The 21,965-nt window shown below is 45.7% G+C and carries 17 protein-coding genes and 1 riboswitch; of the genes, 8 read left to right on the top strand and 9 right to left on the bottom strand.

Translation table 11 applies throughout. The features are described from left to right. The first annotated feature begins 67 nt into the window (after window positions 1-67). Both ACK1LH_RS04785 and ACK1LH_RS04790 read left to right on the top strand, forming a co-directional pair. Window positions 68-4,297 carry a tetratricopeptide repeat protein gene (locus ACK1LH_RS04785; RefSeq protein ID WP_411334621.1) on the top strand — a complete coding sequence of 1,410 codons (4,230 nt, stop codon included), beginning with the start codon at window positions 68-70 and terminating at the stop codon, window positions 4,295-4,297. 494 nt (window positions 4,298-4,791) lie between these two features. Then, the gene (locus ACK1LH_RS04790; protein WP_203289723.1) at window positions 4,792-5,727 is read left to right on the top strand and encodes a manganese-dependent inorganic pyrophosphatase; all 936 of its coding nucleotides are present in this window, start codon (window positions 4,792-4,794) and stop codon (window positions 5,725-5,727) included. A 98-nt stretch (window positions 5,728-5,825) separates the two neighbouring features. On the opposite strand, the gene ACK1LH_RS04795 is transcribed toward ACK1LH_RS04790, so the two are convergent. From ACK1LH_RS04795 to ACK1LH_RS04820, 6 genes are all read right to left on the bottom strand, one after another. Next, window positions 5,826-5,963, bottom strand: a complete 138-nt coding sequence (locus tag ACK1LH_RS04795) for a YjcZ family sporulation protein (RefSeq protein ID WP_081414020.1) — start codon at window positions 5,961-5,963, stop codon at window positions 5,826-5,828. 189 nt (window positions 5,964-6,152) lie between these two features. Beyond that, window positions 6,153-6,338: a hypothetical protein gene (locus ACK1LH_RS04800; RefSeq protein ID WP_029282716.1), complete on the bottom strand. Its 186-nt coding sequence runs from the start codon at window positions 6,336-6,338 to the stop codon at window positions 6,153-6,155. A 317-nt stretch (window positions 6,339-6,655) separates the two neighbouring features. Beyond that, window positions 6,656-7,525: an SDR family oxidoreductase gene (locus tag ACK1LH_RS04805; RefSeq protein ID WP_029282714.1), complete on the bottom strand. Its 870-nt coding sequence runs from the start codon at window positions 7,523-7,525 to the stop codon at window positions 6,656-6,658. A 136-nt stretch (window positions 7,526-7,661) separates the two neighbouring features. Further along, complete coding sequence (metH, locus tag ACK1LH_RS04810) at window positions 7,662-11,075, bottom strand: methionine synthase (RefSeq protein ID WP_411334622.1); 3,414 nt, start codon at window positions 11,073-11,075, stop codon at window positions 7,662-7,664. After that, window positions 11,068-12,921, bottom strand: coding sequence for a bifunctional homocysteine S-methyltransferase/methylenetetrahydrofolate reductase (locus ACK1LH_RS04815; RefSeq protein ID WP_411334623.1), 1,854 nt, complete (start codon window positions 12,919-12,921; stop codon window positions 11,068-11,070). Before ACK1LH_RS04815 ends, metH begins: the two co-directional genes overlap by 8 nt. Before the next feature lie 85 nt (window positions 12,922-13,006). Continuing rightward, window positions 13,007-13,107: riboswitch (SAM riboswitch) on the bottom strand. A 161-nt stretch (window positions 13,108-13,268) separates the two neighbouring features. Continuing rightward, complete coding sequence (locus tag ACK1LH_RS04820) at window positions 13,269-13,760, bottom strand: YajQ family cyclic di-GMP-binding protein (RefSeq protein WP_029282708.1); 492 nt, start codon at window positions 13,758-13,760, stop codon at window positions 13,269-13,271. Window positions 13,761-13,859: 99 nt separating this feature from the next. On the opposite strand from ACK1LH_RS04820, the gene ACK1LH_RS04825 reads away from it, so the two are divergent. The 4 genes from ACK1LH_RS04825 (at window position 13,860) to ACK1LH_RS04840 (ending at window position 18,971) form a co-directional block, all read left to right on the top strand. Beyond that, window positions 13,860-14,717, top strand: coding sequence for a S1 RNA-binding domain-containing protein (locus ACK1LH_RS04825; protein ID WP_282034787.1), 858 nt, complete (start codon window positions 13,860-13,862; stop codon window positions 14,715-14,717). A gap of 113 nt (window positions 14,718-14,830) precedes the next feature. Further along, window positions 14,831-15,748 (top strand): nuclease-related domain-containing protein, encoded by a 918-nt coding sequence (locus ACK1LH_RS04830; protein ID WP_411334624.1) that lies wholly within the window; start codon window positions 14,831-14,833, stop codon window positions 15,746-15,748. Window positions 15,749-16,348: 600 nt separating this feature from the next. Further along, complete coding sequence (locus ACK1LH_RS04835; RefSeq protein ID WP_411334625.1) at window positions 16,349-17,308, top strand: BMP family lipoprotein; 960 nt, start codon at window positions 16,349-16,351, stop codon at window positions 17,306-17,308. Window positions 17,309-17,318: 10 nt separating this feature from the next. Beyond that, the gene (locus tag ACK1LH_RS04840; protein WP_411334626.1) at window positions 17,319-18,971 is read left to right on the top strand and encodes a methyl-accepting chemotaxis protein; all 1,653 of its coding nucleotides are present in this window, start codon (window positions 17,319-17,321) and stop codon (window positions 18,969-18,971) included. A 44-nt stretch (window positions 18,972-19,015) separates the two neighbouring features. Here ACK1LH_RS04840 and ACK1LH_RS04845 read toward each other — a convergent pair whose 3' ends face one another. Both ACK1LH_RS04845 and ACK1LH_RS04850 read right to left on the bottom strand, forming a co-directional pair. Beyond that, window positions 19,016-19,147, bottom strand: a complete 132-nt coding sequence (locus tag ACK1LH_RS04845) for a DUF3941 domain-containing protein (protein ID WP_081414021.1) — start codon at window positions 19,145-19,147, stop codon at window positions 19,016-19,018. Window positions 19,148-19,202: 55 nt separating this feature from the next. Further along, on the bottom strand, window positions 19,203-20,063 hold the full coding sequence (locus ACK1LH_RS04850) for a DegV family protein (protein WP_411334627.1): 861 nt from the start codon (window positions 20,061-20,063) through the stop codon (window positions 19,203-19,205). Between the two features lie 204 nt (window positions 20,064-20,267). Here ACK1LH_RS04850 and ACK1LH_RS04855 point away from each other — a divergent pair, with 204 nt between their 5' ends. Beyond that, a complete protein-coding gene (locus ACK1LH_RS04855; protein WP_029282694.1) occupies window positions 20,268-21,110 on the top strand; it encodes a YitT family protein in 843 nt (280 codons plus the stop codon). Window positions 21,111-21,122: 12 nt separating this feature from the next. Next, window positions 21,123-21,602, top strand: coding sequence for a BsuPI-related putative proteinase inhibitor (locus tag ACK1LH_RS04860; protein WP_029282692.1), 480 nt, complete (start codon window positions 21,123-21,125; stop codon window positions 21,600-21,602). 85 nt (window positions 21,603-21,687) lie between these two features. Here ACK1LH_RS04860 and ACK1LH_RS04865 read toward each other — a convergent pair whose 3' ends face one another. After that, window positions 21,688-21,963 (bottom strand): DUF3813 domain-containing protein, encoded by a 276-nt coding sequence (locus tag ACK1LH_RS04865; RefSeq protein ID WP_411334628.1) that lies wholly within the window; start codon window positions 21,961-21,963, stop codon window positions 21,688-21,690. Window positions 21,964-21,965 lie beyond the last annotated feature (2 nt).

Raw genomic sequence — 21,965 nt, forward strand, 5'->3', positions numbered from 1 at the left:
AAAAGCCCCTGAACAGAGTATAGTTACCTTATAAAGCGTTTTACAAACTAACGGGCGAGGGGTAAACATGAATCTATCTTACATAGAAGAAATGCTTGAAAAGCAAGAATACAAGGCGGCTGTTTCCCATTTTTCAGAGGCGTATCAGGAAATGGCAGCGGAAAATAGTCTGACAGCTTTCAAATCTTTTATCCGCTGCGGCAGAAATGAAAAGGAAAGGAAGGAATTGCTGATTGCTGCAGAGGAAAGCCTGATGGATCAGCTGAGCTCCATTATGATTCGGGATATGTACCGGACGGCTCCTTCACAGCAGACGGCCATCTGGTACAGTGAACAGCTTGCGGATGAACACAAGCTGATTGAGGCAGAGGAGCTTCTTGTCCAGGTTGAGAAACAGGAGCTGACAGAGGAACTGGCAGAAAAACACTCTTTCTCCATGGCGACAGTTCTCATGCAGATGAGAAGGCTTGGGGCAGCCTATGAGTATATGAAAAAATGTGAAGCGCTGGTGAAGGACAGCATGCATACAAGATGGGGCTATTACTATCTTCAAAGCGGCGATTGGGACAAGGCTGTTACCCATCTCGAGGCGGGGAAAAAGGATAAAAAAGACGGTGTGATTGCCCGTTTGCTTCTCGTTCAGCATTGGGCTCTTCAAGGGGAGGCTGAACGTGCACAGCGTGAGCTCGATGAAGCGATGGCCATGTACCCCGATTATCCAAAACTTCTTATCGAAAAAATCAGACTGTGTTCAAAGCAAAAGAAGTGGGAAGAGATGCGGGAGACGATTCAGCGGCTGAATGAGCTTTCCCCATACCACGATTACAAAAAAATGACCGAATACTACACGGCCGAATCTTATTACGGGGAAGAAGAGTTTGGCGTTCTTGAATCTTACTTGAACAAACACGGCCATTTTAAAGAGAAGTCCTATTTTAAGCATTTTAAAACAGAAGGCAGCTTTAAAAAGAAAATCATCGCTTATAAACCGGTCGTGCAGAAGTACAACTATTGCGTTCCTGCCTGTGCAGAGATGGTCTTCAGCATGTACGGGAAAACCGTCAAACAGGATGAGATTGGCGAATCCATTTTTGCCGTAAACGGCTCAAAGCTGTCTAAGATGATTGCTTATTTTATAGAAAAAGAATTCCGGTGCACGTACTTTTTTGGGAACGAAGAGGTTTTTAAAGAGCTGCTGGACCGTGATACAGCCATTATGGTTAATATTGATTATCCTACGGCATCCCATGTGCAGTTGATTGTCGGGTATGATGACAGACTTCAGGTTTTTCACGTGCAGGATCCAAACCACAGGTATACGCACGAGCTGATGTATGAAGATCTCCAGCGCGAATACGGAAACAACGGGGCGTTATCGCTTGCCATTGCTCCAGTGGAACACTCAAACCTGTCCGGCCTTCTCCCTGACCACGTCCATGAGATGTCTGAAAAACTTTTCACTTTGACCGAAACCTTTCATAAAGAACTCAGCAGAGAAGATCAGGATTTCCTGAATGCGAATCTCGGGCACATGGCCGTTTCCGCCTACATCATGAAATACTTGCCGGGTGTTGTGGATGAAGAGATCTTAAGCGCTGCTGCAGAAGTCATTTCAAAGCATAAAGAACAGGCGGAATACCATAGTCTTACAGCTGCTATGGCCTATTACAGCGCGAAAAACAATGAACAGGCAGAAAGCTATTTGAACAGCACGAAGTCCCGCCATTATCCGGGGGTCTATTGGTTTACAAAAGGCAGAATCAGCTACGGTTCGGGGAAGTACGATGATGCCTATTCCGCTTTTAAAGAAGCCCTGAAAAAAGAGCCTGAAGACCACGTTTTATGGACCTACCTGTCTATGGCAGCATACAGCAGAAACCAGTTGGCAGAAGCTCTAAGGCTTTCTGAAATTGCGATGGATATTAACAGCCTGGATCTTTTCACAATCGTCAATCATGGCCTTCTTCTGCTTGAGGCAGACCGGCCTGAGGAAGCAAGAAGCCTGCTGCATGAATGCCTGAGGGATAACAAAGATGACGCGTATGTCTGGCTCCAAAGGGCACGATGCGACGCTGCCCTCGGCAAATACCGGGCCGCACTTCGCGGATTCCAGACCGCAGCTGCCCTTGATCCGGCTGATGCAGAAGCATTTACAGAACTTGCGGGACTGTATGATTCCGTTTTTGAGGATGAGGAGAAGGCTCTCGGCGTTCTTGAACAGGGAATAGAATCAGCAGAAGACAAGACAGAGCTTCTTCATGCAGCAGGCGGAATCCGGGATCGCAGAGAGGAGTATCAGCAGGCAAGGGTTCTATATGAGACCGCGGCCGCACTTGATGAAAAGGACGCATTTGCAAGGATCTCTCTGGCTGCCATTTCCAAAGAAGAAGGCGACACGGCCCGTTTCTTTAAAGAAATTCAGTCACATTATGATGCCTTTCAGCAAGACAGCGAGTTTCTATTTAACGCCGGAAAACTGATGTTTGCTGCAAGCGGCGAAATGGATGAAAACGAGGCTTACGAAGAACTTGCTTTGTCCTATATGGAAAAAGGAATCTCCTGTGCAGATGAGAATGTCGAAGAGGCAATCGAGATCTATACAGGTATGATTGCTGAAACACCGCATTACAGGAGAGGCCTTGCCTTTTTTGAGCGCTTAAAAGGAGAGATAAGGGAACCGGTTATTTTAAGCCACTCAGGTTATCTCCACGAAATGCAGGGCTCGCTTGATAAAGCAAGAAAATTGTACAGGCAGGCAGCCGAACTTCGCGATGAAGACGTTCTTCCGTTTTACCGTCTTGGCGAGGTTGCCTTCAAGCTTGAGGAGTACGCGGAGGCGGAGCGGTATTATAAAAAAGTTCTTGAGCTTGACCCAGAGCATTCACAGGCGATGCTCGATCTTGCATCTGTTGCAAATCGCAGAGGAGATAAGACTTCAGAAAAAGAATATCTTCTGTCTGCTTTTCATGCAGACCCTTATTGCCTATCGGCAGATGTTCTGCTTAATTTAATGGAAACAAAAGCAGAAGCAGAGTCCTTTAAACAGGACCTATTGAAGCTTGAAGGAACAGTGGAGGAGGCATTCCTTCACCATTCTCTTTCACATGTCTATGCAAAACTCGGTGATGCTGAGAAAGAGGAACAGCACCTCATGCAGGCTCTTGAACTTGATCCGGACCAATTGCAGGTTCAGCATCATTATGCAGCATTTCTGATCAGGCGCGGAAAAACAAAAGAGGCAAAGGCTCTCCTTTTCAAGCTGATCCTTGACCATCCTGATACCAGGACGCTGTATGACACACTGATTGATCTGATGATGGAAACAAGAACGATACAAAAGCTTGAAGGAGAATTGAAAAAACTGAAGGCTTCAAAAGAAGAAAAAAGCATCATTTACATGCAGGCAGCCGTTTCTTATGAAAGACACTTAAAAGACATGCAGGATGCGTTCGAACAAGCGGAGGAGCAAAAAGGCTGGCTGAAGCGGATTACAGGCATCTCAAAAGCAAGTTTAAAACTTGGAGTCCTTCTTCACCTGTACGAAGAGGCAGTAAAGCTTGACAGGGAAAATACAACTGCCGTCATATGGTTTGCTGATCTAAACCTTCAGCTTGGTCTTAATGAAGATGCCATTAAAGTGCTGCAGCAGTCACTGCGCCATTCATTTGAACCTGCCGCTGCCTATAAGCTTGCAGGCCTTCTTGTTCAAGAAGCGGCTGCTGCAGGCGAAAAGAAAGCAGTCCGCTTCCTGTCAGAAGCATGCGGTCTCCTTGAAGCACTGATTGAGGACGATGAAGATGCAGACTATTACAGCCTCCTTGGCATGGCCCTGCTTGAATTCGGAGACTTTGAAGAATCAGAAGATGCCTTTAAACGGGCTTTGGAGATTGATCCGGAAGTGGAAAAGGGACATTTCCATCTGGCAAGACTCTATACGGAAGCAGAAAAGTACAGGCAGGCAGAAGCTCACATCAGGCAGGCAATGATGATCAGTCCTGACGACCACGACAACTACAATCAGCTCGGCCTCATCTACAGACATCAATTCAAGCTGAAGGAAGCTCTTGAAGCCGTTGAATCGGCAATAGCACTCGAGCCTGAGGATCTTCTCTGCCTTTATAACAGAGCATGCTACCTTGCCTCGATGAAACAATTTAAAGAAGCAGCAGAGCAGCTCGAAGCTCTTTACGAACTCGATGAAGACCTCATCTTCACTGAAATGGCCGAAGAGGATGAAGACCTCGAGCCGCTCAAAGAAGCGGGATACTTCCCGGTGAACAAAGCAGCCGGCAGATAAACCCCTCCACTTGAAAAAGAGGGCGGGAAGCGGTCATAATAAACTGGAGAATGTTTAAAACTTCAGTGGACTGAAGCGGAAGGCACTTGACTCCTTGTCCAGCTGCAGCGCCCAACTCCTCTGTCAGAACAAAATCACCCAAAAAGTCAAACCCGGACTTTTCGGGTGATTTCTTATCTGACTGCCGGAGCAAACCGGGCACTTCCGCTTTTCTGGGGCATGAAGAGGGCACGGGAGACCCCGCAAACGAAGTGAGGAGGCTCCCGGGGATCCCCGCGGAAAGCAAGTGACTGGAGCGTAAGGGAACGGGTACAACTTAGAATCTACAATAAACATGAAAACAGCCCGGCTCCCGTTCCTTCCCGCGGTAATTCTGAAGCGGAAAGTAACGAATAAGAAATCAAAAACAACAATCCATTAAAGACATTTTTCTGTTAAAATAAGAGAATGTATGCTGATTCAGCAAAAACAGATAGAATAAAGGAGTTTTTCAGATGGAAAAAGTATTGATCTTTGGTCATAAAAACCCGGATACAGATACGATTTGTTCTGCAATTGCGTATGCTGATCTTAAAACAAAGCTTGGCATGAACGCAGAGCCTGTCCGCCTTGGTGAAATCAACGGCGAAACAGAATTTGCTCTGAATACATTTGGGGTTGAAGTCCCAAGACTGATCGAAACAGCTGCAAATGAGACAAGCCAGGTCATTTTAGTCGACCATAACGAGCGCCAGCAAAGCATCAGTGACATTGACCAGCTGCACGTTCTTGAGGTCATTGACCATCACCGCATCGCTAACTTTGAAACAAGCGATCCGCTTTATTACCGCGCGGAGCCTGTAGGATGCACAGCTACCATCCTGAACAAGATTTACAAAGAGAACGGCGTTAGCATTCCTAAAGAAATTGCGGGCCTTATGCTTTCTGCCATCATCTCTGATTCATTATTGTTTAAATCACCGACCTGCACAGAGCAGGATGTAGCAGCTGCGAAAGAACTTGCTGCTATTGCCGGCGTTGATCCGGAAGTATACGGTCTTGATATGCTGAAAGCAGGAGCTGACCTCAGCGGCAAAACAGTATCAGAACTCATTTCTCTTGATGCAAAAGAATTCTCAATGGGCGATTACAAAGTTGAGATTGCACAGGTAAATGCGGTAGACCCTAACGACATTCTTGTTCATAAAGAAGAAATCGAAGCGATGGTTTCAGCGGTTATCGCTGAAAAAGAATTGGACTTGTTCGTATTTGTCGTAACAGATATCTTAATCAATGATTCCGTTGCGATTGCCCTTGGCCGTGAAACACGTGCGGTTGAACAGGCATACGATGTAAAGCTTATTGATAACATGGCGGTGCTTAAAGGCGTTGTTTCCCGCAAAAAGCAAATTGTACCTGTTTTAACAGAAGTTTTGACGAACGCACTATAAGAAGAAAGAAGGATGCTCCTTACTAAAAGGACATCCTTTTTTTGTTCCAGTATCTCTGACCAAAAGAAAAAACGGCTTGCTGAGCAAGCCATTCAGTCTTAGCAGTGGTAGCCAGGTCCAGGACCATAACCAGCGCCGCCGACAAAAGAAGCACCAATGATAATCAGCAAAATAAACAATACGATAATTAGCGCGAATCCATTATTGTATCCGCCGCCGCATCCATCTTTACTCATGGTTGTGTCTCCTCCAATCATGAAATCGTGAGCTTTTCTCTTGCTCAAATTTAGGGTATGCGGAAGGGAGAATTATGTTAGCCTATTTATCTGCTGCACGCTGATCTCTCTGACGGAGAGAAAGCGGAGAGAGATTGGAGAAACAGCACAAAAAAGACCGGAGAAAAAGATCTCCGGCCTTGAATTCAGCTACTTATTAAATAAGCTTTTGACGCCGTGGAAAATTAAAACGAAAGAAAAAACTAAGATTGCTAAAACGCCAACGACTGTCGTAAAAGGTGCTAGGCTTGCAAGGAATGTTCCGGCTAGCGGAAGTTCAACTAGAGCAAAGCCTGCAAGAATGGCTGCAAGGAATAAGAAAATTAATCGATCCATCATTATCCCCTCCTTCCTAATACAGTATATGTAAGCGTTTTCTTAATAGTATAGGTCACATGCACATTTTCTTTAGAATCCATAAAATATAAGCACAAAAAAAGCCCGTTTTTCATACGGGCTTTCTCTGCTGGCGGTAAACTTATGAGATTTTTGTAATTGTCAGGTCTAAACCAGCGATTCCGCTTTTCGTGGTGTCCAGCTCCATCAGCCAACTCCTCCGTCAGAACAAAATCCCCCAAAAAGGCGGGAACCGGACTTTTCGGGGGATTTCTTTTCTACCTGTCAGGTCTAAACGGTCGGCTCCGCTTTTCTTATTAACCGTTTATAATCTTCCCGCCATTCACATGAATCATCTGTCCGGTGATGTAGCTTGAGTCGCTGCTTGCAAGGAATACATAGCTTGGTGCAAGTTCATCAGGCTGTCCGGGGCGTCCCATTGGCGTATCCGCGCCGAACTCTGAAACTTTTTCTGCATCAAACGTTGAAGGGATAAGCGGTGTCCAGATTGGACCAGGAGCTACTCCGTTTACCCGGATGCCTTTTTTCACAAGAGACATGGAAAGGGATCGTGTAAACGTTGTAATAGCGCCCTTAGTGGCCGAATAATCAATCAGCTGTTCGTTTCCTGCATAAGCTGTGATGGATGACGTGTTGATGATGCTGCTTCCCTGCTTCAGGTGGGGAAGGGCTGCTTTTGTCATATAGAAAAAAGAGAAAATATTGGTTTTGAATGTGCGTTCAAGCTGCTCTTTTGAAATTTCCTCAATACCGGCCTGCGGATGCTGCTCGGCCGCATTGTTGACAAGAATGTCTATTTTACCGAACTTGCTGACGGTTTCGTTTACGACCTGTCCGCAGAAAGCCTCGTCTCCGATATCTCCGGGAATAAGCAGGCACTGTCTGCCTTCCTGCTCCACAAGGCGCTTTGTTTCATTTGCATCATCATGTTCATCCAAATAGGAGATGACAACATCTGCGCCTTCTCTTGCAAAGTGGACGGCAACTGACCGCCCGATGCCTGAATCACCGCCTGTGATGATCGCTGTTTTATCCGAAAGCTTTCCGCTGCCTTTGTATTGATGGCTGTCAAACTCGGGTTTAGGATTCATCTGATCTTCATGCCCGGGCTGCACATCCTGATGCTGCGCAGGCATCGTTTTTTTTGTTTGGCTGTTTTGACTCATTTACAATCCCTCCAGGTTTTTATCAAGTTTAGTATGGTGAAAAATCCGATAAGTATGTTGGATATGCTGTTTATATTCCCTGTCAGTCCTTGATAAAACACTTGTTTTTGCGCAAAAAAAAACTGAGACAGAAGTCTCAGTTTAAAACGTTGAAATAACGTGCTTCAGGATGGGCAACGACTATGGCTGTAACAGATGCTTCAGGTTCCATCATGAAGCCTTCTGTCAGATTCACTCCAATGTCTTCAGGACGTATCAGATCAAATAATTTGGCCTGGTCATCAAGGTTTGGGCAGGCCGGATAGCCGAATGAAAAACGCTGGCCCTGATACTTTGCTGAAAAGCGCTGATCCATTGTGAAATCCGGAGGATCAGGGAAGCCCCACTGATCACGGATCAGCTGGTGCGTCCGCTCGGCAAGACCTTCAGCAAGCTCAAGGGCGAGTGCCTGAACAACATGGCTTTTCAAATAGTCGCCCTGTTCCTTAAATCGGTTTGCAATCTCTCTGACTTTCTTTCCTGCCGTAACAGCAAAGAAGGATACATAGTCTCTTGTGCTGCTTTCAGGTCGAACGTAGTCAGAAATGCAGCGGTGCGGCAGTTTTGACTGTCTTGGAAAATCAAAGGTCTGCAGCTTTTCTTCTGTTTCCGGATCCAGAATGTGCAGAGAATTTCCCTCTGATACAGCAGGGAAGAACTGATAAACCGCAGCAGGTTCAAACCATTTTTCCGCTTCTCCCTGCTTCAGGAGCTCATCAATGGTTTCTTTTAGAGCAACCGCCTTTGGATCATTGTTTTTCAGCATTTCCTTTACTTTTCCCTTGAGGCCGAGGTGATGGCCGATCAGCATCTGCATGTTGATATAAGGGATGAGGTGCTGCAGATTGAAATCTTTAATGATATGGCGTCTGCAGTCCTCAGGCACAAAAACAGGGGACGGTGCAAGCTCTGCTCTTTTTTCAAGCAGTTCTGTCACTGCGGCAGTCGGTTTCTTTTCAGAAAACTGTTCAGACCGCACTTCTTTCTTTTTAAACTGGGCCGGGTCGACTCGGATTCGGTTTGCAAGTGAAAGGCCGTCCATCGCATCCTTGGCATACACCACCGGTCCGCTGTATTGCGGAGCAATCTTTCCGTCTGCAAACTTTCTGGAAAGGGCAGCGCCGCCGACCAGGATCGGAACAGAAATGTCAGCTTCACGCAGATCCTGTGCGGTCAGAACCATTTGCTGGGCTGACTTCACAAGCAGGCCTGAAAGTCCGACAATATCCGGTTTCTCTTTTCTGACAGCTGTAATTAAATCCTGCGGGGTCACTTTAATTCCGAGATCCACTACTTTGTAGCCGTTGTTGCTCAGGATAATATCCACAAGGTTTTTCCCGATATCATGCACATCGCCTTTAACCGTTGCAAGCAGGATTTTTCCTTTTCCGCTGTCATCCTTTTTCTCCATATACTGCTCTAAAAAGGAGACGGAAGCTTTCATCACTTCTGCACTTTGAAGAACTTCGGCGACGATCAGCTGGTTTGTATTGAACAGCTCTCCGACTTCAGCCATTCCAGCCATGAGCGGACCGTTAATGATATCAAGAGGTGCATCATATTCCTTAAGGGCGATTTCAAGGTCTGAAATCAGTCCTTCTTTTGTGCCCTCTACAACATATTGGGCGAGACGCTGCTCAAGCGGGAGGGACTGTACAGGTTTTTTGGCTGTCTTTTTCTTTCCCCGGTAATGATTTGTAAAAGCGGCCAGTGTTTCGTCATTTGTGTTAAAAAGAAGAGTCTCCGCCATTTCAACTTCTTTTTTCGGAATGGAAGCAAAACGCTCAAGCTTTTCCGTGTTGACAATCGCATAGTCGAGACCCGCCTGTGTACAGTGATACAAATAGACGGCATTCAGCACTTCGCGTCCGACAGGCGGAAGGCCGAAGGATACGTTGCTGACGCCAAGCATAGTCAGACATTGCGGAAGTCGATCTTTGATCAGGCGGATGCCCTTAATCGTTTCTTCAGCAGAACCAATATACTGCTCGTCTCCTGTGCCGACAGGGAAAACGAGGGGATCGAATATTATGTCTGAAGGACTCAGGCCGTGCTTTTCAGTAAGCAGTTCAAACGAACGGACCGCAATATCAAGCTTCTCCTCAGCTGTAAGAGCCATGCCTTTTTCGTCTATGGTTCCGACAACAACAGCGGCACCATATTTATGAATCAGCGGAACAACAGCGTCAAAGCGCTCTTCGCCGTCTTCCAGGTTAATCGAGTTGATGATGACTTTTCCCTGGGAATAAGATAGTGCTTTTTCAATGACGGCTTCATCGGTTGAATCGATGACAAGCGGCGCCTTTACTTTTTTGGTCACTTCTTTTATGAATGCTTCCATATCTTCAAGTTCGTCGCGGTCAGGGTCTGCAAGACAAATATCAATGACATGTGCTCCGTTTTTGACCTGTGCTCTCGCAATTTCAGATGCTTCTTCAAATTTCCCCTCGGCAATCAGGCGCTTGAACTTCCTTGATCCAATGACATTTGTCCGTTCCCCGACAAACAGGGGTCTCATGGAGTCATCATAAATAAGCGGATCAATACCGGAAACGGTATGTGCCGGATCACGTTCCGGGACGGTGCGCGGATTCAGTGCGCCGACAGCATCTGCGATAGCCGTGATATGTGCAGGTGTGGTTCCGCAGCAGCCGCCGACAATATTGAGCCAGCCCTGTTCTGCAAAACCTTTCACTTTCTGCGCAAGCGAACGCGGTGATTCATGGTATTTTCCTTCCTCATCAGGAAGGCCGGCATTAGGGTAACAGCTGACGGCTGTATGAGCCATTCCAGACAGCGTCCTGATATGGTCTGTCATAAACTCAGGTCCTGTCGCACAGTTCAGGCCGACAGAAAGAGGCTGCATATGTTCAAGAGAAATAAAGAAAGCTTCAATGTCCTGGCCGGCAAGAGTCGTGCCCATTGGCTCAATCGTGCCTGATACCATAAGGGGAATTTCTTTTCCGGTCTTTTCAAACGCACGCCTGATGCCTAAAAAGCCGGCTTTTACATTCAGCAGGTCCTGGCTCGTTTCAAGGAGAAGCAGATCGGCGCCGCCTGCAAGCAGTCCCAGTGTCTGTTCTTCATAGTTATCAATCAGTTCCTCAAATGTGGCTCCTCCCGTAACAGAGAGCGTTTTTGTTGTTGGTCCCATTGAGCCTGCTACAAAGCGGGGCCATTCGGGTGTTGAGTATTTTTCAGCTGCTCTTTTCGCAATTTCAGCCGCTTTTTTATTCAGTTCAAAGGCAAGGTGCCCAAGGTCGTATTCATCCAGGACGATTTTCGTAGACCCGAACGTATTTGTCTCGATAATATCTGCTTTTGCTTCAAGATAAGCTTCATGGATCGATTGAATGACCTCAGGTGCAGTTATAGTCAAATATTCGTTGCATCCTTCGTAGGCTTCTCCGCCGAAGTCATCTGCAGAAAGATTGGCGTCCTGAATCATGGTGCCCATCGCCCCGTCAAGAACGAGGATTTTTTTCTCAAGCTGTTTTCTTATATCAGACATGCGTAATCTTCCTTTCGGTGGCCTCAGACTCTTTTTTATGGATATAATTCGTTAGTTCCACTGTCAGTTCATAATTCAAAAACGGTGTGATCAAGTAAATGCCGTAGAACAGATCAAACGCAGCATCAATCAGGTTTTTGGCAATGGCCAGACCCTCCTGATACGATTTTTCCTTATCATCTCCGGCATTGGCCATTTTTTCGCGGATGCTGTCAGAGAGGGTGATGCCAGGTATCTCATTATGAATAAATTCAGCATTCCGGCTGCTAGTGAGCGGCATAATGCCGATATAGACGGGTACAGTTAAGTGTTTTGTTTCTTCATAGACATCAATCAGCTGTTTTTCGGAATAGATCGGCTGGGAGATAAAATAATCAGCCCCGCACGCGATTTTTTTCTCGAGCCTTTTAACGGCTTTATCAAGATACTTCACATTTGGGTTAAAGGCGGCGGCTACAGAGAAGTTCGTCTTTTCGCCAAGCGGTTTTCCTGAGTAAGAAAGCCCGTCATTAAATTGCTTAATCAGACTGATCAAATCAAAGGAAGAAAGGTCATAAACAGAAGTTGCCCCCGGGAAATCCCCGATTTTGGACGGATCTCCTGTTATGGCTAAAACATCTGTTAATCCAAGGGTGTGCAGCCCCATTAAATGTGACTGCAGTCCGATTAAGTTGCGGTCTCTGCAGGTGATATGAATCAGTGAGCGAATCCCGTGAGTCTGCTGGACAATGGATCCCATGGCGGCATTGCTGATTCTTGGTGAAGCAAGGGAATTATCCGCAAGTGTTAAGGCATCGATTCCAGCCTCCTGCAGGGCCTTTGCTCCTTTCAAAAATTTATCAATCCCGAGCTTCTTAGGCGGGTCAAGCTCTACAATGATGGAGCGTTTTTCTTTGACAATATCCTGCAGCGGAGGATACTTTCTCTCTGCAGCAGAGGCAATAGAGATTTCTTCTTTTCTTGCTTTCACCTTCTTTTCAGTCACCGGAGGCAGTCCTTTAAGAGCAGAAGCCATTGCCCTGATATGATCAGGAGTCGTTCCGCAGCAGCCTCCTATTAATCTCGCACCCTGGTTTCTAAAAGCAAGTGCGCTTTCAGCGAAGTATTTTTCACCGGATCCGTAAACAAGTCTGCCTTCCTCGATAGTCGGTAGGCTGCTGTTTGGATAAACGGACAGGAAGGCCTTTTCTGGAAGAGGAACTTCCTCCAGAGATGAGAGCATATGATACGGTCCAAGCCTGCAGTTCAGCCCGACAACATTCGCCCCGAGTTCCTCAAGCTGGGACAGACCGTCAGAAAGAGGAGTGCCGTCCTGGAGAACGCCGATTTCATGGAGGGAAATGTTCGTTATGATCGGCAAGTCTGTTTCTTTTCTTGCAATCTCGAGAACGGTCTTCATTTCTTCAAGATCATAATACGTTTCAAGCAGGAGGCCGTCGGGTTCTTCGTTCAGCAGAAGATAGAGCTGCTCCCTGAAATTGCGGCGGAGATCCTCGAGCGAATAGGCTCCTTTTTTAAAAGCGCGTACACCGCCGATTGTGCCGAGGACATAGGCTGAGGTGCCTTCCGCAGCTTGCTTTGCAATTTGCACAGCCGTGCGGTTAATGGCGCGCACCTCATCTTCAAGCCCGTATCTGGACAGCTTGATATAATTGGCCCCGTACGTATTTGTCTGAATGACATCAGCGCCGGCATCAAGATACGCCTTATGAACATTCAGGATGTCATCCGGTTTTGACAGGTTCAGTTCTTCAAAACACCGGTCCACACCGTGGGAATAAAGCAAGGTGCCCATTGCTCCGTCCCCGATCAGAATTTTTGTCTGCAAGTCTGTTAAAAGTGCCAAAGCTATAAACCTCCTAAAATACAGCTGATAATGGAAAAAAGAAAAAAGCCTTCCAAGAAGAAGACTTTTGAGTATGCGCGGCTTCTTCTTATCGTCCGATGGATGCATCGCTGGAATTAGCACCTTGGATTGCGCCAGGTTGCTGAAGCTTCGACGGGCCAGTCCCTCAGCTTCTCTAGATAAGAATCGAAAAATATGAAATTGGCTAAATGATATTATATCTAATTTACATGTTTTTTTCGGGAGATTCAAGTGCGAAAAGTAAAAGTTTTCTGAATTGATGAGGAATTCTTGCCCCAGTCCGGATAAAAAAAGACCCAGCAGGAAAAACTGCTGAGTCCTCTCGTTTATCTGAAATTAATGAATTGAACATCGATCGGCAGATCCGCACCGCGGACAGCTGCAATCACCTGCTGCAGGTCGTCTTTGCTTTTGCCGGTAACGCGGACCTGATCATCCTGAACCTGCGTTTTCACCTTAAGTCCTGCATTTTTTATGATCGCGTTAATCTTTTTCGCATTGTCCTTATCAATACCCTGGACAAGCTTTGCACGCTGGCGGATGGTCCCGCCTGATGCGCCTTCAATTTTTCCGTAATCAATATTGCGCGTCGCCACGTTGCGCTTGATCAGTTTTGAAATGAACACATCCTTCAGCTGATCCATTTTAAACTCATCATCAGAAACTAAAACAAGCTCCTCTTTTTCAAGCGTAATGCTGCTTTTGCTTCCTTTAAAATCATAGCGTGTGCCGATCTCTTTCATCGTCATCGTGATGGCATTTGTTACCTCAGGCATATCCACCTTCGACACAATATCAAACGAACTGTCCTTGGCCATAAGAATCCTCCCAAAAGTTTGTATTATCCTTAGATTATAGTAGAATGTACATGATATAACAACTAACGGCAGTTCAGCTGCAAAGGAAGGAACGAACAAATGAATCCCGGAACGTTTATGACGCTTAAAATAGATGAAAAAGTAGATTACGGATATTATTTAACAGATGGAGAAGACCGAGTGCTGCTTCACAAAACGGAAATCACTGAACCGATTGAAGAATTGGACGAGGTTGAAGTGTATCTGATTGTTGACCATGAAGACCGCCTAGCGGCAACGATGAAAAAGCCGACGATATCAGAAGACCGGTTCGGATGGGTGGAAGTAGTCAGTGTCAGGGAAGACATGGGGGCATTCGTCGACATTGGCCTTTCAAAAGATGCACTTGTCGACAACGATATTCTCCCGGCTTACGTCAGTGTATGGCCAAAAGAAGGCGACAAACTCTACTGTTCCCTGAAAGTGACGAAAAACGGAAGATTTTTCACAAAGCTTGCAACGGAAGATGTCATGCAGGAAAACATCGTCCCGGCTGAAGGAGTCCGGAACAATCAGGCCGTTACAGGAAGAGTCTACCGAATCATCATTGCAGGAACTTTCATCATAACTGAAGAAGGCTACAAAGGATTCATCCACTCCTCCCAGCGCAAAAGAGAGCCGCGTCTTGGCGAACTTGTAACAGGACGAGTTGTTGATGTGAAAGAAGACGGCACCCTTAACGTTTCTCTCCTTCCGTTCAAACATGAGGCATTGGATGAAGATGCACAAGTGATCTGTGATTACATGGAAGAAAGAGGAGGAGCCATGCCCTTCTTTGACAAGAGCGACCCGGATGACATCAAAGAACGCTTCAACATGAGCAAAGGTGCATTCAAGCGTGCGCTCGGCTCACTCATGAAAGCAGGCAAGGTTTATCAGGAAGACGGCTGGACCTACTTTAAAAAAGAACAACAGTAAGCGCATATGCGTTTGCTGTTTTTTTGTGCGCAAAATTTGATTTTGGGCTTTTGCCGGGAGGAGGGGAATTGTTTTATGATGGATTTGAAAAAATGAAAGGGGATGACAATTAGTTGAAGGACGTAAAAGAAAACCGGGAATTGCTCGTTTATCGGAGTTTGAACGCCAGATCCGTTTTGGATGAAGAAGCTCTCATCTGCTTGCGGCAGCTTGAAAAAGGGTTCCAGGGAGAAAAGTATTTTGAGCAGTGGCTTAAGGAGAATGGAGGGGATGGCATAGTGTTAAGCGATCTGCTCTTTGAAATTGGCGGATCTTTCGTACAAATTGATTCCCTGTTTATCAAGCATGATAAAACGTACGTGTTCAATGTAAAGAACTCGGAAGGTGATTACTTCGCAGAAGGAGAAAGATGGTCCACCCCGGCCAAAAAAGAAATGAAAAACCCCCTGCTTCAGCTCAAAAGAAGCGAAGCCTTGCTCACTCGGCTTCTCCAGGATAAGAGCATTAAGTTCCCCCTCGAACCATTCGTTGTCTTTGTAAATCCCCGATTCCACCTTTACAACGCACCTCTTGACCAACCCATCATTTATTATCCCCAGCTGAACCGCTTTGCGGAAAAACTCAATCAAAAGCGGGGCAAGTTAACCGGCTTTCATGACATGCTCGCGAAAAAACTTCTGGATTCGCACGTGGAAGAATATCCGTTTTTGAAGCTGCCGGGATATGGGTTTGAGGGGCTGAGGAAGGGGATTGTGTGCCATCAATGCGGAGGATTTTATCAATTGCTTAATAGAGCTTTTTTTATCTGCCCGGTCTGTAAAAATAAAGAACGTGCAGAATCATCTATTTTGAGGAGTATTGACGAATATAAGCTCCTTTTTCCTGAGAAAAAAATAACAACAGACAGCATCCATACATGGTGCGGGAGCATTAAATCAAAAAAAGCAATTAGAAAACTTCTGTATGAGAACTATGAAAATCTAGGGAACAACCGCAGTTCATATTTTGTCCCTCTCAGCAATTCAGATTAATATGAAATGCTTTTAGTAGCGTATACCATCTGGCAAGAGTCTATAAAAACTTTTGTATTTAACCATCAGTGTAGTCGGACCAGCTTGAAGGTCAAATAAGCGTGAGGAAATGTCCCTTCAGCCATGCTTGAACAGCGTGAAGGTCACAAAAGCGGAAGGAAATGTCCCTTCAGCCATGCTTGAACAGCGTGAAGGTCACAAAAGCGGAAGGAAATGTCCCTTCAGCCATGCTTGAACAGCGTGAAGGTCACATAAGCGGAAGGAAATGTCCCTTCAGCCATGCTTGAACAGCGTGAAGGTCACAAAAGCGGAAGTATATGTCCCTTCAGCCACGCTTGGACAGCATGAAGGTAACAAAAACAGAAGGAACTGTCCCTTCAGCAACCCCCGAACAGCGTGAAGGTCACAAAAGCAGAAGAAAATGATCCTCAAGCAAGCCGGTCAAAAGAAATAGTTTTATTACTGAACAAATTTCTTTTTTATAATCCAATCCAGTCCACTCAATCCTCCCTATAAAAACCCCCACCTCCCCAAAAAATAAACTTTCCCCCAATCCAGTCGATAACCTCCTAGTAGAACTTTTTAAGGAGAGAGACATCAATGAAAAAAATACTGATCATGATAGCGTCCTGTGTGCTGCTTGCCGCCGGTTGCGGGAAGAATGAGGCAGTCAGCAGCGCGGATCAAAAAATAAAAGTGGGGATTATGCTCTCGGATGTGGGGCTTGGGGATCAGTCCTTCAGTGATTCGGCGTTTGCGGGTCTGGTCAAGTCCCGTGATGAACTTGGGATTCTGTTTGATTACCGGGAGCTCGGAAAAACGGGCACTTATGAAAAAGGACTTACCGAGCTTGTTGAAGAGGGGAATGATCTTGTCGTTGGACTTGGGTTTATGGTTCAGGAAGATTTGGAAAAAGCGGCAAAGAAGTTTCCGGAACAGCAGTTTATGCTGATTGATGCTGTTTCCGAGCTCGAAAATATTACGTCCGTTACTTTTAAAGAGGATGAAGGGAGCTTTCTCGCCGGAGTTGTTGCAGCGATGGCTACAAAAACAAATACAATCGGTTTTATCGGCGGCGCTGATGTTCCGCTTATAAACAAGTTCGCTGACGGATTTGCAGAAGGGGCAAGAACGATCAAGCCTGAGATTGTCATCTACACGGAGTATGCAAATGATTTCGGGAATGACATCAAGGGCGGGGTAATGGCAGACAGCATGATCAAGAGAAAGGCGGATGTGCTTTATGCAGCAGCCGGTTTTACGGGCGCAGGTGTTTTAAAGGCCGCCCAGGACAGCGGGGTATATGCAATTGGTGTTGACAGTGATCAGTATTTTTATGCGGAAAAGGCTGTTGTGACGTCGATGATGAAAAATGTGGATATCGGCATTTTTCAGCTTCTGAAAGATTATGTGAAAAAACAGGAGCTTCCTGATGGGCATATTGAACTTGGTGTGAAGGATAATGGGGTTCAGCTGGCTCCGATCCGTGTACTGAGCCTGACCGAACAGCAGCAGAAAACGCTTGATCAATGGAAGCAAAAATTAGCAGAGAGCAACTAGGAGGATCACCGTGTCATTAAAGAAAAAATTATTGTTCAATTCTGTCGGCATTATCATACTTGCTACCTTTATGATTGGCTTTATCGTCTTTAACATGCTGATGATTCAAAAAACAAACCAGAATGAAGTTCCTGTGCTTTTGAACGTTGAAAAACTGCAGGGGGAGTTAAACGCATCTAAACAAAGCTTAAACAATTTCGCCTTCTCTCTATCCGATGCGCACAAGGAGGAGGCGCTGCAGTCGCTGAACAGGACGGAAAAGCTTTTAGGAAGCCTGAATCAGACCTTGCAGGATGAAAATGGGAAGGCTGCTTTAAAAAAGGCATCAGCCAAATTCGATGAACTCAACCAGAAAACGCTGCCTGCACTTGAAGAGAAAAATCAGGCAGAAGTGAAACGACAGGCTGTTAGAGTGGACGGGATCTCAAATGATATTTATTTTGTGAATCTCCATGTTCATGACAGATACACCTTTATTCAAGAAGAAGTAAAGGGACAGATTGAGTTTGTCATTTTCTCGGCGGCCATTGGAACGGCCCTTTTAATTCTTGTTTCAAGTGTTCTTGTGATCAGAATGACTTCGTCGATTACGAAGCCTTTAAAAAGCATGTCAGAACAGGCGGCGGCTATTGCACAGGGGAACCTTGCCGTGCAGGCTTTGACCTATAAGGGGAAAGATGAAATCGGGGCATTAAATGATTCGTTTTCAAGTATGGTGAATCAGCTGAAAGGGCTGATCCTTTCCATTGACACTGTAAGCAAACAGGTCGATGGGTTTGCTGAAACCCTTGACAGTGAAACACGTGTTTTAAGCGAAATAAGCGGACAGGTCGTTTTATCAACGGACGAACTGTCCGCCGGATCCCAGTCGATTTCCTCTGATCTTCAAGATGCTGTTTCTCTGATTGAGCGGATGGACGCAGGCTTCAGCGAAAACGTCAACCGCTCCCAAAAGTCTGTGAAATTTGGAGAAGAAGCGGCAGGCGCTATTCAGGAGGGGCAGGGGGCAATCAGCATCCAGAGTGATTTACTTAAAGAAAATGGCGTCATTATGAATCTGATCAACCAATCCACAACAACCTTTTTAGGCTATATGACGAAAATCGAAGATATGACGAAGGTGGTCTCAAGCATTGCAGATCAGACCAATCTTCTTGCGTTAAATGCAGCAATAGAGGCTGCGCGCGCAGGGGAAGCTGGAAAGGGCTTTGCCGTAGTGGCAGCAGAAGTCAGAAAGCTTGCAGAAGAATCGACGAATGCCACCTCCCAAATCTTTGAAATGGCAAGTCTGATGCAATCCGGTATAGCAAACATTTCTGAATCTGTAGCAAAAGGGGTTTCCCTTGCAGAAAAGCAAAAGACGGGCATGGACATCACGACACAGGCTTTTGATGCGATTGATGAAAAAATGAAGAATATTACCCTGGAACTGATTGGCCTTGAAGCAGGTGTGAATCACTCGAAAACATTAGGAGGGAATGTTCTGCAAAATGTTGAAAGCATCAGCGCTGTAGTGGAGGAAACGGCAGCGGGAAGCGAGGAAATATCAGCTTCAACTGCTGAGCAGCTTGCTGCTTTTGAAAAAATGGCTGAAGGGGTTTCAGAGCTGAGAAAGCTGACCTTTGATCTCAAGCAAACAGTAACTCAATTTAAATTAAATTAAAAAAACAGCAGCGGATCCTCCCCCGCTGCTGTTTCCATTTCTGATTATAAGTGATCTGTTTTCTTAGAATATTGACGTTCGCCTTGTTGGCGGCTTTTTTCGCGCATCATGTTTTTTTCATGCTGCTTGGCATTGTTGTCTTTTGCTTTTTTGTCGTTATCGCTTGTATGGGACATCATCAAAACTCCTTTAAAAATGATACGTTTAGGATGCCCTCCTGAGAAAAAAATATTATGAGATCTGTTTGTTTAAGAAAAAGATGGCGATTGTGCCGGGGCCTGAGTGTGCTCCAACGGAACAGCCGACCGTGTTGATGTAGATTTCCTTCGGCTGAAATTCAGCTTGGATCATGGACTTGATTTCATTAGCGGAATCTAAGTCATCTCCATGGCTGATGGCAATAGTCTGATTGCTTAGGTCTGTGCCGCGATCTTTCATGATTTCGATGACACGTCGGAATACTTTTTTTCTTCCTCTGATTTTCTCAAGAGGAATCAGTTTTCCGTCCTCAACGTGCAGGAGAGGCTTTATGTTCAGCAGACCGCCGACAAATGCGGACGTTTTGCTGATACGGCCGCCCCTTGCGAGATACTCGAGATTATCGACTGTGAAAATGTGTTCTGTATGCACGCAGAAGTCCTTTACAGACTCTGCGATTTCGTGTAGAGTTTTTCCTTTAACGGCGAGTTCTGCTGCGTATTTTACAGCAAGGCCAAGTCCCAGTGATGCACATTTAGAATCGATAATGACAAGCTCAAAATCTGGATATTCTTCTCGGACCTCATTGCCGATCATGACCGCAGTCTGATATGTGCCTGAAAGCTCTGAAGAAAAGGCTACATACAGAGCAGGCACTTTCTTTTGGGCAAGAGAGGTAAAGATCTCTTTGACATCCAGAGGGGAAATTTGCGTTGTTTTCGCGACTTTTCCTTCTCTCATTGCATCGTATACTTCCTTCGGTGTAATGGTCAGCAGGTCGCGGTAATCATGCTCATCAATATGTACGCCCAGCGGAAGCAGCGTGACTCCGTTCTTTTCGTAAAACTCAAGCGGCAGGTCGCTTGCGCTGTCTGCGAGGATGTGAACCGTCATTTTTGCACCTCATTTCACGTGATTTTTCCAATTTGCGTGAGAATAGTCTCATTTTGATTGATCTTATAGTAAAAGTAGCACTTAGCCAAATAGAAGTAAAGAACAACGAAAGCCCTGAAAGACAATATTTGTATTGGTCTGCAAGAAAAAAGGGTAAATCAGAAATACTATTAATATCTTATAGCCCGGGAGGATTTTCTGCAAATGGTTTATGAAGAAGTCAAAAAAGGAATAATTGTGATTTTTGGCGCGTTGCTGAACGCTGTCGGCCTTAACCTGTTTATGATTCCTGCGGATGTATACGCCAGCGGTTTTACAGGGATTGCCCAGCTTTTATCAAGCGTTTTGATTGAATATACGCCGCTTAACATATCGACCGGGGTACTGCTGCTCCTGTTGAATATTCCTGTAGCGATTTTAGGCTGGCAGAAGGTAGGAAAATCATTTACGCTCTACAGTGTGCTGAGCGTCGCAGCGACAACCTTCTTTCTGTCGATTGTCCCGCTCTATCCGCTGTCTGAAGACATCCTGCTGAATGCCGTATTCGGAGGCGTGATCGTAGCAATCGGAGTCGGAATCACGCTTAAATACGGGGCATCAACAGGAGGACTTGATATTGTTGCCATGATTCTTTCACGCATGAAAGACAAGCCCGTGGGAACGTATTTCTTCATTTTGAACGGAATCATCATCTTTACAGCCGGTTTGCTTTACGGGTGGGAAAAAGCACTCTATACCCTTGTCACTCTTTACGCTTCAACAAGGGTCATCGATGCGATCCATACCCGTCATGAAAAACTGACGGCCATGATTATCACGAAAAAAGCTGATGACCTGAAAAAGGCAATTCATGCTAAAATGGTAAGAGGCATCACGATGGTTCCTGCTAAAGGGGCCTTTACTAACGAACAAAAGGACATGCTGATGATCGTAATCACGCGCTACGAACTTTATGATTTAGAAAAAATCATTAAGGAAGTGGATCCAAAGGCATTCACAAACATTCTTCAGACAACAGGCATCTTTGGATTCTTCCGCAAAGAATAGGAGAAACGCGCAATGAAAAAACTTTTGTTCATTCTTGGCTTTTTGATTCTTGCAGGCTGCGGCCAAAGTGCTGAACAGCCGGAAGAAAAAGAACAAGCGGAAGAGGTGTCGGGTGATATGGAAGAAAAAGATGTCGAGCTTTCAGTTGAAACAAAAGAAGAATCAGGTGTTGTCCAAATCACCATGACGGTTAAAAACAACTCAGATGAAGAAAAAAACTTTGAATTCTCGTCCGGACAAAAGTACGAAATCATTATTACCGATCCGAACGGGGCAGAGGTCTACAAATATTCTAAAGGCAAAATGTTTACACAGGCGCTGCAGTATCTAACCATTCCTCCGGGTGAAAGCAAAACCTACCAGGAGACATGGGACATGAAATCAGCAGGAAGCCTGCAGGCGGGAGACTATACAGTAACCGCTCAGTTTGCCGGAAAAGCTGAAGGAGAAAAGCCTCTTCAGGAAGTCAAAACCTTTACAGTTTCAGAATAAAACGGCTGCGGTTTATCCGCAGCTTTTTTTGTTCTTTCAGCACTTAAAATCCCCGGAATACAGATTCCGGGGACCGCCATCATACCTACATGTTCTTCAGTTCATCCTGAAGTTCGCTGAGCTGTTTTTGCTCTGCCGGTGAAGCGTTGGCAAATGCGGACATAAGTGCATTTTCGGCTTTTGCTTTAGAATCTGCGTCTACGCTTTCGCCGCCATGCTGCTGAGCCCCGCCTTGCTGCGAGCTGTACTGATTTTCTTCAGAACGGTGTTCATGACCATGGTCATGACCCATTTTGCCGGTTAGAACTTCTCCGGCTTTTTCGACTGCTTTGCGTGCTGCCTGAAATAGTTGGTTACCCATAA

Source organism: Metabacillus indicus (assembly GCF_046603695.1).
Lineage (GTDB): Bacteria > Bacillota > Bacilli > Bacillales > Bacillaceae > Bacillus_P > Bacillus_P indicus.

What these genes read in the sequence shown, in the direction of transcription:
- ACK1LH_RS04855 (WP_029282694.1), top strand. Translation starts at nt 20,268, where the DNA reads ATGGTTTATGAAGAAGTCAAAAAAGGAATAATTGTGATTTTTGGCGCG.
- ACK1LH_RS04795 (WP_081414020.1), bottom strand. Translation starts at nt 5,963, where the DNA reads ATGAGTAAAGATGGATGCGGCGGCGGATACAATAATGGATTCGCGCTA.
- ACK1LH_RS04850 (WP_411334627.1), bottom strand. Translation starts at nt 20,063, where the DNA reads ATGACGGTTCACATCCTCGCAGACAGCGCAAGCGACCTGCCGCTTGAG.
- ACK1LH_RS04825 (WP_282034787.1), top strand. Translation starts at nt 13,860, where the DNA reads ATGAATCCCGGAACGTTTATGACGCTTAAAATAGATGAAAAAGTAGAT.
- metH (WP_411334622.1), bottom strand. Translation starts at nt 11,075, where the DNA reads ATGTCTGATATAAGAAAACAGCTTGAGAAAAAAATCCTCGTTCTTGAC.
- ACK1LH_RS04865 (WP_411334628.1), bottom strand. Translation starts at nt 21,963, where the DNA reads ATGGGTAACCAACTATTTCAGGCAGCACGCAAAGCAGTCGAAAAAGCC.
- ACK1LH_RS04805 (WP_029282714.1), bottom strand. Translation starts at nt 7,525, where the DNA reads ATGAGTCAAAACAGCCAAACAAAAAAAACGATGCCTGCGCAGCATCAG.
- ACK1LH_RS04790 (WP_203289723.1), top strand. Translation starts at nt 4,792, where the DNA reads ATGGAAAAAGTATTGATCTTTGGTCATAAAAACCCGGATACAGATACG.
- ACK1LH_RS04845 (WP_081414021.1), bottom strand. Translation starts at nt 19,147, where the DNA reads ATGTCCCATACAAGCGATAACGACAAAAAAGCAAAAGACAACAATGCC.
- ACK1LH_RS04835 (WP_411334625.1), top strand. Translation starts at nt 16,349, where the DNA reads ATGAAAAAAATACTGATCATGATAGCGTCCTGTGTGCTGCTTGCCGCC.
- ACK1LH_RS04860 (WP_029282692.1), top strand. Translation starts at nt 21,123, where the DNA reads ATGAAAAAACTTTTGTTCATTCTTGGCTTTTTGATTCTTGCAGGCTGC.
- ACK1LH_RS04800 (WP_029282716.1), bottom strand. Translation starts at nt 6,338, where the DNA reads ATGGATCGATTAATTTTCTTATTCCTTGCAGCCATTCTTGCAGGCTTT.
- ACK1LH_RS04785 (WP_411334621.1), top strand. Translation starts at nt 68, where the DNA reads ATGAATCTATCTTACATAGAAGAAATGCTTGAAAAGCAAGAATACAAG.
- ACK1LH_RS04820 (WP_029282708.1), bottom strand. Translation starts at nt 13,760, where the DNA reads ATGGCCAAGGACAGTTCGTTTGATATTGTGTCGAAGGTGGATATGCCT.